The following is a 12127-nucleotide window of genomic DNA, read 5'->3' on the forward strand; positions in this document are numbered from 1 at the left end:
CCTACACTGCGTCCGCGCTGCCCAGGAGCATGGCGTGTTTCACGCCACCGACCTGGTAGTTGAAGCTGAGCGCGTGGTCGAAGTCGAGCGGGCGGGTCTTCGTGCCCGGCACGGGGTCGAAGGGAAGTCCTTCGGCGGGCTGCTCGCAGTTGGCCGTCGGGCACACCTCACCGTGTTCCATCATCAACAGCGTCAGTGCGGCGCCCAGACAGCCGGCCGCGGAGCCGTTGTGGCCGAAGATGCCTTCCTGCGACGTCATCAGCAGGTCGGCGGAGTCGCCGTACAGCTTCCTGACCGCCGCGGACTCGAACGCGGTCACCACGGTGTTGCCGTCACTGCCCCCGTGCACGTAGCCGATCTGCGACAGGCTCCACGTCTCCCCGAGGCAGCCACGGACGGCTCTGACCAGCTCGGCGCCCGTATCGTCACAGGCGAGCGGGTTCCCCAGCCCGTCGCGGGTCATGGCCGTGGCGAGGATCTGGCCGTAGACATGCGCGCCGCGCTGCTCGGCGTGCGCACGGCTCTCCACGATGAGCGTGGCGGAGCCCGCACCGTGGTTGATGCTGCGGGCGCGCCGGTCGTACGGCCGCATCAGGTCTTCGAAGGAGGGGACGAGCTCCGGCATCCCGTCGGTGCGCAGAGCATCGTACGTGCGCTGCGCGTCGCGCAGCAGCCGCTGGACCTTTCCGATCAAGCCGATGCTGAAGACGTCGACGCCCGTCACGGCGGCGACCTCCACCTCGTTCTGGGCGATGAGCCTTCGCGCCTGGCCGAGTTGCACGGCGGAGGAAGCGCAGCCGCACGAGATCGTGAAGCATGGGCCAGTGGAACAAGTCAGCGCCGCCTGGACGAGGGACACGTCGGAAGGCGTCATGGCCTGCTCGGCGGCCACGAAGAGTTCCATCGCCTCCTGCGGGCTGGTGCTCGCCGGATCGGCGCCCAGCACCGACATGTAGCTGTCGATGTTGGCATCGATGCCACCGCGCCCCACAAGGATGGCCGCCTCGGCGAGCGCGGCAGAGCGGAGCTCCAATCCGGCGTCCGCGCATGCCTCGGCGAGAGAGACCAAGCCGAAGCGGTGGGCCGCCGTGTAGTGCCTGGAGAAGAACTCGGGAACGTCCGGGAGGCGTTCGGCGAACATCCCGGAGGTGAGATCCACGGATCCGTAGTACATTGGCGCGGCTCTCAGAAAGGTGCCGCCGCGGGACGCGACCTGCCAGAGATCGTCGGCAGTGAAGGTGGGTGTGGGGTGGCCTGGCAAGCAGAATCCCATTCCGGTGACGACAACGTCCTGGGAACTCCTGGATCGGTTCATCTGCATTCCTTGTCTGGGGCGGGCGCTTGGCGGCGCGAGGCTATTCCGCAATAAAGGTGCGATTGCGCCATTGATAGACCGGCGTGAGAATTCCGCTCACCTCGACATACTCGCCGCAAAATTCGAAGTGCTCATAGCCGTTCCCCTGGAGAATCTTGACCTTGCTCTCGTGGTCGGCCCCAGTCGAATACGGCAAGGGTGGAATCGTGAACGGGCAATCAGCGAGAATGACAATCTTCGAATGCGGCACTAGGCTGTCCTTCCGGCGACGCCCGATCACGAAGAATATTTACCCGAATTCCTGCTGACATAAGCTACTTTCGGGTGGCGACATAAAGGCCAGCCAGGTGGTGCAGGATGCGTTTGCGAATTCTGCCAGAAAGAGGCGAATGCCCTCCAGAAAGGTGGCCTCAGTGGACAGGCCGAGGGCGGGCTTCCCAGGCGGGGGATGACCGCGTGGGCCAATCTCAGCGCCGAACGGAATGTCCTCGCTCCGGCCTAGGCAGGTGCCTGCAGGCGCGACGTGCCGACGTTCGTTGTTGGTGCCACCTGCCGTGGCGGCGGCGTCCGCGCGCACCTCGGCGATGAGCCGGCCACAGCACAAGAACCGCACACTTTGCCGGTAATGCCCGGCTAGGATATGCGGACGTCCGAGAGGTGGGCCTCCGAGATCGATGTAGCGTTGCCAACTGCCGCGGTCACACCTCCGATGCTGAACCTAATGGCCGAGGCGTTGGCGTGATTTGTTGCCGTGACGATGGCTGCGTTCCCGCCACCGGTCGGCCCTTGATCGGATGAGATCCGCACGATCACTCCTTGGCTCAACATTCGAGTTCGGGTCTGCTTCGATTTTCCGGAACTCCGCTTTCGGAAGAGGTAACAGCGAGTCGTGGCCGCACTGGAGTCCGGATCGTCCGATGAGTCATGTGTCGCACCAGCCGGCGCCTTGAGCGGACGCCAGATGGCAGATCCAATTCTTCAGCGGGAACGCACGGCAATGTCGACTTTGGAGAGGGCGAGTGGTCCACCGGGTGGACGATTCCAATACTCCATACGAGGAACTCAAGTGCAACAATAGGCGTGCGAACTCATCCGAAAGATGGAGCGCGTGACTCCGAGATGTACCACCGGCGCGATCAGGGGTGTCCGAATGATTCGTTTCGTAAGGACGACCGCGAACGGTGACGGAAGGTCGGCAAACGGAACACCTGGCGACGAAACGCAACCGGCGCGCCCGAAAACGCACTTTCGCCCCCGTCTCGCGCCCTGTTGAGGTTATTCGGAGTGGTTCAGTCTGATCTTACTGAATGCCGAGCGTGGTGCCGGCACCCCGGCAGGAAAATCTCTCTCGCGCGTTCGGTGCTCACGGGTGATCTCACACAGTCAGGAGCAAAAAGTGATGAACAGGATGCGATCGGCCCGGCGTTCCGCGCGGGCCGTGGCGGTCGGCGCTGTCGCGACTCTGGCGCTGGCGGCCTCGGCCACCGGAACGGCGCTCGCCGTCCAGCCGACTCAGCAGCAGGTCCCGACGTACGACTGCGACGGAGGTATCAAGACGCTCAGTCTCGTCGCCGGCTTCGACTGCATCTCGTCGCCGGGCGCGCCGAGGGTTGGCGTGATCGACGGCCCCTTCATCGTCAACACACCGCAGGGCAGCTTCACCTGTGATAGCGGGCTGGCCGCCGTGCCGGTGACGGTGCTCGGGTTCGGTTGTGAGAGGACCCCTCTGTCGGCTGACTGACCTGAGGTACCGGCGGTGGCAGCCGCGGGTCGCGGCGGCCACCGCCGGGAGCTTGTCCGGCCGCATGTGCGACCGGATGAAACGTCAGACGACTCGGCGACGCCCACCCTGCGGGCAGAGCCACCGCGGCCGCGCAAACCGCTGCAAGGCAGCCCCAGCAGCGCGCGATGCACCCATGTGTTGCAGAAGCCCGCGCGGCGGAGATCGGCTCGGCGCTTGACCGTGGCACGTGCATCGATCCCGACGCCGGCATGACCACCTTCCGGGAGGTCGCAGAGACCTGGCGAGGCAGGCGGCGAGGATATCGCGCACGGCCGGTGCCCGATACGCCGCCAGCGGCCCGCTGTTGACGAGAACCGCGCCAAGGTCGGAGAGGCTGCTGCGGTCGATCAGCTGACCGGTCACGAACCACAGGTCCGTGATACCTGTCAGCCAGCCGGCGTTCACGTTGGCGAGGGATGCCGGCCGCCGACTGCACCTCGTCCCGGGCCATGGGCGCGAGGAGTTACTCAAGCGCGTTCGGCGCCAGGCAGGTTTCGCTGTCGACGGCGACCTACTCATCGGCCTCGGGCGAGACCGCGACCGCGGACGCCTGGGCGTGCCGCTTGCCGCGGTTGGGGTGCGCTGCCAACTGGTGCGGTTGCCCGTGGCCGCGGGCAACCACCAGGCCAGCATCCGCGTCATACGTCGTGGACGTCGACCCGTAGTCGACGACGTGTACGCCGTCCGGGAGCCGGGTCTGCCGCAACAGCGACTCCAGCCCCAGGTGCAGGTAGCCGGGGTCCTCGTTGTACACAGGAATGATCACGGCGACGTGCAGAGCCGCCAGTCGGCGAGCGCGAGGCGTAAGCCTCCTCGGCCGCTCCACGACGTGCAGTGCCGTCTGCGCGGCCAGCAGCCCGAACGTGGCGAGCCGGACCGCCGCCTGCCGCGTGGCCTCGCCATCGCTCCAGCCCGCGGCGGGCACGGCGTGCTGGGCCGCCCAGCCGGCGAGGGCGGCGAGGGTGACAGTGGCGGCCAGGAGCACGGCTCCGCGGTTCGTGGTGACAGCGAGTTGCGGGCGCGCGAGGTGCCGGCGGTTCATCGCTGCTCAGGGACGACGCGGCCGCCGGCACGGCGGGGCGTTGTGGTCGTGGACTCGTCGCCGCCCCCGGAACCGGGCGGGGCACCCGCCGCACCGGGGTGGAGAATGCGCCCGATGCACCTGCTCGCCTCGACCGCGCATCCGCCGGCGCCAACGGCACCTGGCGACCCCGCAGTCGAGGAGGTCCGTCGAGCGGCGGATGCCGGAATCAACCGGTTGCGGCTGTCTTCGGTTCCACCGTGCGGTACGTACCTGAACAACGGCAACGCCTGCGGCGACCGCGCCGTCACCGCCTTCCTTACCACCGGCCGGCGCACCGCCACCGACGTCCCCTGGGTCAGCTGTGTGTGGCGAAGTTCTGCACCCACCAGGGGCCGTTGGCCTTCAGGCTGACACCGGCGCCGAAGTCCGTGTAGGCGCAGTTGAGCATGTTGATGCGGTGTCCGGGGCTGTTCATCCAGTCCCGCATAGCGGCCTTGGGACTCGTCGGTCCCTTGTGTATGTTCTCGCCCCACGCCCCTACCGGATAGCCCGCCCTCCGCATCCGGGCGTCAGCGTGCTCCCCCTCGGGGCTGACGTGTTCGTAGTAGCTGCGCACCGCCATGTCCCGGGCGTGCGCCCGCGCGGCGCCCCGCACGCGGGGGGCCATACGCAGAGGGCCGCACCCGGCCTCCCTCCGCTCGGCGTTCACGAGGATCAGGAGCCGCCTCTCGAACTTCGCGGACTTGCTCAGCTCCGGGGACTTCGGAGGCGCCTCGGGGCGCACGGCCGCGGAGCTCCGCTTCGAGTCATCGGACGGGCGCGCCAGCGCGGGGGTACCGGCCGCAGTGAGAGCAGTGGCCGCCACGACTCCGCCCACCAGGATGCGGATCTTCAGTCCGCGAGCGCTCCGTCCGTGGCGGCCACGCCGCTCACCGCTGCTCACCGGGGAAGGACCTGGGCCCGCTCGGCGTCGTCGTCCAGGTGCACATCCGCGCCACTCCGTGCTGATCATCGGTCGGTCCGACGTCGCAGGAGATCGGCGGTGCGCACCGGGATCACAACTTTCCACTCGCTTCCCGGAACCGCCGGGTGCGCGCCCAGGTCTCCGGGAGACCGGGAGGACTGGCGGCCGGACGGCGGCATCCGGACGACGGCACTGCCACACACCGCGGACGGCGAGGTCACCTCGCCGGTGCGGTCCCCTGGTTGTCCCCGCCGTGGCAGGTGTAGAGCTGCACCTTGGTGCCGTTCGCGGTGCTCGCGCCGGCCACATCGAGGCATTTGCCGAGCGCCCGCCAGGTCTGCAGGATCCGGCTCCACTGCTGCGCCGGGCCGCCGTTGTACCCGTCCAGCTGCAGCTTCGCACTGTCCGCGTTCAACGCCCGGCCACGTCCACGCACGTACCACAGGCGCCTCGGACCGGCCCGGTGCCGACGCACAGTTCCAGGAGCCGGACGTTGCGGAACGAGACGTCATCGCCTGCGCCGTGGTTCTGCAGACTGACGTGCCCGGCGAGCGAGCGGGATGGATCGGTGTTGGTGAAATCGTTGATGAGTACGCCGTTGAGGCAGACACGCACATGCTCACCTTCTACCCGCGCCTCGAAGTGATTCCACTCCCCCGGCAGATTAAGTGCGGTGTCGCGGGCGGTCGGTGGCGTCGATCTGGATCTCATAGCCGTGCTCGACCGCCGGAAGCCGATGAAGACATCTGAGCTGAGTTGTTGTCGCCAGCCGGCTTCCAGTCGAGTTTCAGCGAGTACGAGGTGAACCGCGGTCCGCTGTACCAGTACAAACCCATACCGCCGTTTCTGGTCAGACACCCCATGTCGTTTGGTGTCAAGCGGCATGGAGGTGTGCGTGGTGCGACCAAGCGGTCGCTTCGTCGTTTGAGGCTGCCGTCGTAGAAAGTGGCGTAACCCACCTCGGGGTGGCAGTCGATATTGGTCCGGTCGGTGACGTACCGAACGCCGCCGAGCAGCAGGGAACGGAAGGCGGGTTCGCCGTAGGACTCCTTGGTGTGGTCGTTGCCGGTGTAGGAGCACGCCCGCCCTCGTAGGTCTTGCAGCGGGTCTGCGGATGATCGCCCCTGACAGCACCCGGCTGGCACCGAAGCGCGTCCCCTCTGCGTCCGCTGCTGCGGCGTGCCGCTCGACGTGCGATGCAAGCGATGCGGCGAGGAGAACCTGGCCAGCGCTTCCAATATCTGTCGGCGGTGCCTGCTCACGGACCGGATCAACAAGCTCCTGGCGGGTCCGGACGGGGAGATATCCGAGAGGCTGCGGCCGCTCGCGGAGGCGACCACGGGGATGCCCCGGCCGAACAGCGGATGGGTCTGGATCCACGTGAACCGGCGCGTACCAGAACTCTTACGTGATCTGGCTGCTGGAGACATCGAACTCAGTCACGACGCACTCGACTCATTGCCGAGATCCAGAACGATCGAATACCTGAGGGGTCTGCTCGCCGCTCACGGCTGCCTTCCCTGGCGCGACGAGAACCTGATCGCTTACGGCCGCTGGCTCACCTCGAAGCTCGACACGATCGCCGATGTTGATCAGCGGCGCCTCATCGAGCGCTACACGCGGTGGCACGCGCGGACACGCGAACAACTCTCTCTACTGGGCTATCATGCTCGTCCTCTTCGGACAACCCCTCGCCAGGGTCGTGACGATGTGCATGGACGACTTCCGGGAAGGCCCGAACGGGTTTGGAGGTGAAGCTCGGCAGAGACTGGATCGACGTTCCGGAGGCGGCAGCCGTGATCCGGGTTCATCTCGCTTCTCGCCCCGGACTCAGCACGGCCGCGAACTCGGACTGCCCGTTGGTGTTTCCCGGCCGCATGCCCGGGCGGACGATGCACGTCTACGGCGTTGCGACGATTCTCCGCGAATCCGGGATTCCGGCCATGGCCACGCACTCCAGAGCCTGGATCCGGATGGTCCGCCAAGCCCCGCCGGCCGTCCACGGACCACCTGGGCTACGCAGCCCTGCGGAGTCCCCGGGGACCCAAAGACGCTTGAGGCAAGCGCCTCCAGATCAGGAGGGGGCCCAGGCTTCAGCACGCCAGGCCGGCAGTTCCTTGTCCAGCCACTCCTCAACGGTCTTCCGCCAAGGATCCGAGGGATCGCTGTCAGCGAGGTCGGCCCAGGCGTCCTCAGCCATGTCGGGGTCGATGAACAGGCCGTCGAGGTAGGCGTCGAAGCTGTCGGCGACCTTCGTGAAGACATGGTTGCCCAGATACCCCGGCCAGGCGATAGCGTGGACGAACGCATGGAGCTGGCCATGAGTGGCCGGGTTCAGGTCCAGGAAGAGGATGTCGCTGCCGCCGTTTCGGGCGATAGGCAGTAGGCCGGTCAGCGGCACGTTCTCAGCGAGCCACCCATCGCAAGCGCGCCGGTACTCGCCCAGGAGAGTTCCCCAGCCGTACTCATCGGCGTCGTCACGGCCCAACTGATGGAGGGCGTCGAAGCTCTGGACCGGTTCCGGTTCACAAGCCGGGAGGCGGACCGAGTAGTCCAGCTTCTCCCCGCCAGCGGCAGCCAGGAACGAGCGGTACGCGGATGGCAGGGGCAGCCCGATCTCCCGCTCCAGCGCGGCGCACACGCCTGGGTCGAACGGCGTGAACGGACCGCCCACCAGGCGGCCCCGGTACCAACGCGAGAGTTCCTCGGACACGGGACGGATTGTCGCACCCCGCCATGGCTCCCGAGGGCTCCACACCCGTCATCATCAGCCGTCCTTACCACCACACCGCAGGCGACTCGAAGGGGCACGTTCCGCCGAGGGGGTAGCGCACTGCCGCGCCGGTGGGCTGTGGCCATGGGTCAGATGCCCCGCTCGATCGAGTCCATCAGCCGGCCGGCCGCCTCCTGCGCCTGCGCGGGTCGCAGGCCGCGCAGGGGGCCGTCGATGAGCAGCACGGCCAGGCCGTGGACGGCTGACCAGACGAAGTACTCGGCGCCGGGGCGGCGCTCAGGGGGCAGGGCGCCGGTGTCGACGAGGTTGTCCAGCTCGGCGCCTAGCAGTTGGAACGCGGTCCGGCCGCCGGGACCCGCGGCTTCCTCGTTGCCGGGGTCGTCCATGCCGGTGGTGACGAACGCGGCGCGGAACAGCCCGGGTTCCGCCCTCGCGAAGTTCAGGTAGCCGGTGGTCAGCGCGCGCAGCCGGGCGCGCGGCGACTCCGCGGGGCCGGCTGCGCGCGGCAGGGCGGCCAGCTCGGTCTCCATGGCGGCGGCCAGCCGAGCGAGTGCGACCTGGGACACGGCGCTGAGCAGCGCGCGGCGGTCGGCGAAGTGCCGGTAGGCGGCGTTGGGTGCCACACCCACCTGCCGGGTGGCCTCGCGCAGGACCACCGCGTCCGGTCCGCCGTCCCGGACGAGTTCAAGTCCTGCCGCGATCAGCGCGTTTCGCAGATCGCCGTGCCGGTACGTCGCCCTTCTCGGCTCGGCTGCCTTCGGCCCCGTCCGCGTACCCATGGCCACTCCTATGTGGACAGCATCCACTTTCCCGGCTAGCGTACCCCACGTAAATGTGGACGCCGTTCACAATTGGTCCGGATGTGGCCGACGACGGGGGGAATCGATGAACGACGCAGTGCGGGTGGAGTCGCTGACCAAGACGTACAGCTCGGGTGACAGCGCGGTGACCGCGCTGTCCGGGATGGATCTGGCCTTTCCGCGGGGCAGCTTCACGGCGATCATGGGCCCGTCGGGATCCGGCAAGTCGACGTTGCTGCAGTGCGCGGCAGCGCTGGACAGGCCGACGTCGGGCCGGGTGATCCTGGACGGGACGGACATCACCGGGCTGGACGAGACCGCGCGCACCCGGCTGCGGCGCGACGTGACCGGATTCGTCTTCCAGTCGTTCAACCTGCTGCCGTCGCTGACCGCCGGGCAGAACGTGGCGCTGCCGGTGCGGCTCGCCGGGCGCCGGCCGGACAAAGAGGCCGTACGGTGCGCGCTGGCCCAGGTGGGGCTGGAGGACAAGGCGGGACGTCGGCCCGGGCAGCTGTCGGGCGGCCAGCAGCAGCGCGTCGCCCTCGCCCGCGCGCTGGTGACCCGCCCCGCCGTGCTGTTCGCCGACGAGCCGACCGGGGCGCTCGACCTCACCACCGGACGCGAGGTCATGGACATCCTGCGGGGAATCGCGGCCGAGACGACCACCGTCGTGCTGGTCACCCACGACCCGCATGTGGCGGCCTACGCGGACCGGGTGGTCTTCCTCGCCGACGGCAGGTTCGCCGGTGAGCTGCACCGGCCCGATCCCGGCGCGGTCGCCGCGCGCGTGACCGGTCTGGCGGTGGCACGGTGATCAGGGTGGCGGTGCAGACCCTGCGGGCGCGCTGGGTGTCGTTCCTGGGCTCCACGGTTGCGCTGGTCCTCGGCGTCGCGCAGGTCGCGGCCATGGGGCTGGTGCTGATGACCATGCTCGACCTGCCCGATCGGCCCGTGGAGCGGTTCGCCGGGGCGCCCGTGGTCGTCCGGCCCACCGATCCGGGCTGGAACGCGGCGCACCACGACCTCGGGGTCCGCTCGCCGGCCGAAGCGCGGGGCCTGTCCCGGGACGTGCGCAGGGACGTCGCCGCCAGCGGGGAGACCGTCGTGGACCGGTCGTTCTACGCCCAGCTCCGCGGCGCCTCCGCCGACCAGGTCGGGCACCCCTGGCCGGTCGCCCGCTTCGGCGGATACCGGCTCACGGACGGCACGCCGCCCGCCACCGACCGGGAGATCGTCGTCGCGCACGGCCGGGCACGTACCGGCGAGGCGGTGACCGTGCTGACCGCGGACGGCGTCTCCGAGTACACGGTCAGCGGCACCGTCGACCCGGTGGGCTGGGAGGACGCGCTCTTCTTCACCGAAGCGGAGGCGGCCCGGCTGTCCCCGCGCGTCGACGCGCTGGTGGCGCTCGGGCCGCCGGACCGGGTGCGCGCGGCCGTCGGCTCCGGCGCCGAAGTGCTCACCGGGCCGGACCGGCACCGCGCCGACGCCAGCGAGGCACGCGACCGCGAGGCTCTGGACAACACCCTCACGCTGGTCCCGGTGATGGCCGGCGTCGCCGGCACCACCGCGGTCTTCGTGGTGGCCTCCACCTTCGCCTTCACGGTGGTCCAGCGGCGCCGCGAGATCGCACTGCTCCGTACGGTCGGCGCCACCCCGAAGCAGGTGCGCGCGATGGTGCGCGGCGAGGCCCTGCTCGTCGGGGCGATCGCCTCGGCGGCCGGCGCGGCGCTCGGCCTCGTCGGCGCGCGACTGCTCGCCGGCCTGCTCATCGGCATGGGGATCTCACCCCCCTGGTTCACGGTGGAGCCATCGGCGCACTGGACGGTGCTGGCACCGCTGGCCGGCGCCTTCCTGGTGGGCGTCCTGGTCGCGGTCGGCGGGGCGATGGCCGCGGTCCGGCGCGCCGGACGCATCCGGCCGGTCGAGGCGCTGCGCGAGGCGTCCGTCGACGGCACCGGGACGACGCCGGCCCGGCGGCTGCTCGGGGTGGCCGGGCTGCTGTGCGGGATCGGCTGGACGGTGTGGATCGCCACCGGTGACCCGGCGACCGTCCTGTCGCCGACGACGTACGTCGTCTCGCTGACCGTCCCGGTGCTCGCCGCCGCCCTGCTCGCGCCGCTGGCCGTCGGGCCGCTGGCCAGGCTGCTCATGTGGCCGTTCCGCCGGTCGGCCGGGCCGACCGCGATGCTGGTCAGACAGAGTGTGCTGGCCTCCCGGAGGCGTACCGCCGCGACCACCGCACCGGTCCTGCTCACGGTCGGGCTGGCGTTCTCGCTGCTGTCGGCGACCGACTCGCTCGGCGCGGCCCGCGACAGCGGGCTGCACGACCGGGTACGCGCGGAGTTCGCACTCGCCCCCGACGGCACCCCGGGAATCAGCCAGGAGGTGGTCGACCGGATCGCGCACATCGACGGGGTGCGGATCGCGGCGCCCCTCCTGACCACCATCTACACCGAGGACGAAGACCGTTTCGACGAGAACGACGGGCTGGTCGTGGATCCCGCCGCGCTGCGGCACACCGTGGACCTGCCCGTGACCGACGGCTCCCTGGACGACCTGGACGGCGACAGCATGGTCGTGGCCGACCAGTGGGGGATGCCGGCCGGCTCGACGGTGCCCGTGCACATGGCGGACGGGCGGCGGGCCGACCTGCGGGTCGCGGCGACCTACCGGGCGCTGCCCGGTGAGGACGTCGCCTACCTGCCGCCGAAGTTCTCCGGGACCGCGGCCTTCGCCCGGGACGGGCTCGCGCGGCGCGCCTACATCACGCTCGCACCGGGCACCGACCGGGACGCCGCCACCGCCGCGATCCGCACGGCGGTCGCCGGCACCGGGGCCGACTTCCTCACCACCGGCGAGCTGGCCGCCTCGGAGCACGCATACGCGCGTCACCTCACCGAGGTACGGCAGCGCTCCACCGCCGTGATCATCATGCTGTTCTGCTTCATCGCCATCCTCAACACGCTGCTCATGGCGACCGCCGACCGGCGGCGCGACCTGTCGGTGCTCCGGCTCACCGGCGCGACCCCGAGGCAGGTGGTGCGGTTCTTCCTCGCCGAGGCCCTCCTGGTGGCCGCCATCGGCGTCGTGCTTGCGCTGGCGGCGACGGCGGTCAACCTGGCCGGGCTGTCGGGCGCGCTGCTCCAGCTGTTCGGCACCGCTCCGGTCGTGGTGCCGTACCCGGCGGTGATCGCCGTGACGGTGGTGTCCACCCTGCTCGCCCAGATCGGCACCGTGCTGCCGGTCGGCGCGGCCCTGCGCGCCAGAGCGGGCTCCTGAACGACGCGCCCGCCCACCGCCGGTCAGACTGATCGCAAAATTACACCCACCTGAGTGGCCTAGAAAGCCTCACCGTTTTCAGTGGAACCCGGTGGATACATCACAAGCGAAGCGAAATATCTTCATCGCCGCTACCGGTGGGCCGGGTTCAGCTCTCCTGGAATTCATGCCTGGGTCCACCGTTCGCCGACCGCGCTCCTTCCTCGCCCCTGCCTCGGAGTTGCT

12 protein-coding genes are annotated in these 12127 nt (G+C 69.4%); 4 read left to right on the plus strand and 8 right to left on the minus strand.

Features of this window, described 5'->3' with window-relative positions; translation table 11 throughout:
• Position 1: 1 nt before the first annotated feature.
• Together T328_RS27310 and T328_RS27315 are read right to left on the minus strand one after the other, a co-directional pair.
• Entirely contained in the window at positions 2-1321 is a 1320-nt protein-coding gene (locus tag T328_RS27310) for a beta-ketoacyl synthase N-terminal-like domain-containing protein (RefSeq protein ID WP_496498845.1), read from the minus strand.
• Between the two features lie 34 nt (positions 1322-1355).
• Complete coding sequence (locus tag T328_RS27315; protein ID WP_496498846.1) at positions 1356-1565, minus strand: DUF5988 family protein; 210 nt, start codon at positions 1563-1565, stop codon at positions 1356-1358.
• Positions 1566-2711: 1146 nt separating this feature from the next.
• Between T328_RS27315 and T328_RS27320 the strand changes: the two genes are divergently transcribed.
• Positions 2712-3056 (plus strand): hypothetical protein, encoded by a 345-nt coding sequence (locus T328_RS27320; protein WP_496498847.1) that lies wholly within the window; start codon positions 2712-2714, stop codon positions 3054-3056.
• Between the two features lie 553 nt (positions 3057-3609).
• Here T328_RS27320 and T328_RS27325 read toward each other — a convergent pair.
• The 4 genes from T328_RS27325 to T328_RS27340 form a co-directional block, all read right to left on the minus strand.
• Positions 3610-4140 (minus strand): glycosyltransferase family A protein, encoded by a 531-nt coding sequence (locus T328_RS27325; protein ID WP_496498848.1) that lies wholly within the window; start codon positions 4138-4140, stop codon positions 3610-3612.
• Between the two features lie 337 nt (positions 4141-4477).
• Positions 4478-5395, minus strand: a complete 918-nt coding sequence (locus tag T328_RS27330) for a CAP domain-containing protein (RefSeq protein WP_496498849.1) — start codon at positions 5393-5395, stop codon at positions 4478-4480.
• Positions 5304-5501 (minus strand): RICIN domain-containing protein, encoded by a 198-nt coding sequence (locus tag T328_RS27335; protein WP_496498850.1) that lies wholly within the window; start codon positions 5499-5501, stop codon positions 5304-5306. The genes T328_RS27330 and T328_RS27335 overlap by 92 nt, the downstream gene beginning before the upstream one ends.
• Complete coding sequence (locus T328_RS27340) at positions 5498-5944, minus strand: 3-keto-disaccharide hydrolase (protein ID WP_496498851.1); 447 nt, start codon at positions 5942-5944, stop codon at positions 5498-5500. Before T328_RS27340 ends, T328_RS27335 begins: the two co-directional genes overlap by 4 nt.
• Before the next feature lie 321 nt (positions 5945-6265).
• Between T328_RS27340 and T328_RS27345 the strand changes: the two genes are divergently transcribed.
• A complete protein-coding gene (locus T328_RS27345; protein WP_496498852.1) occupies positions 6266-6841 on the plus strand; it encodes a hypothetical protein in 576 nt (191 codons plus the stop codon).
• Between the two features lie 319 nt (positions 6842-7160).
• Here the strand turns inward: T328_RS27345 and T328_RS27350 are convergent, their stop codons facing one another.
• Entirely contained in the window at positions 7161-7799 is a 639-nt protein-coding gene (locus T328_RS27350; RefSeq protein ID WP_496498853.1) for an SMI1/KNR4 family protein, read from the minus strand.
• Between the two features lie 149 nt (positions 7800-7948).
• Complete coding sequence (locus tag T328_RS27355) at positions 7949-8599, minus strand: TetR/AcrR family transcriptional regulator (RefSeq protein ID WP_496498854.1); 651 nt, start codon at positions 8597-8599, stop codon at positions 7949-7951.
• A gap of 106 nt (positions 8600-8705) precedes the next feature.
• Here T328_RS27355 and T328_RS27360 point away from each other — a divergent pair, with 106 nt between their 5' ends.
• Both T328_RS27360 and T328_RS27365 read left to right on the plus strand, forming a co-directional pair.
• Positions 8706-9434: an ABC transporter ATP-binding protein gene (locus T328_RS27360; RefSeq protein WP_496498855.1), complete on the plus strand. Its 729-nt coding sequence runs from the start codon at positions 8706-8708 to the stop codon at positions 9432-9434.
• A gap of 5 nt (positions 9435-9439) precedes the next feature.
• Positions 9440-11902: an ABC transporter permease gene (locus tag T328_RS27365; RefSeq protein WP_496498856.1), complete on the plus strand. Its 2463-nt coding sequence runs from the start codon at positions 9440-9442 to the stop codon at positions 11900-11902.
• The last annotated feature ends 225 nt before the right edge of the window (positions 11903-12127 follow it).

This window comes from Streptomyces sp. CNX435 (genome assembly GCF_059570575.1).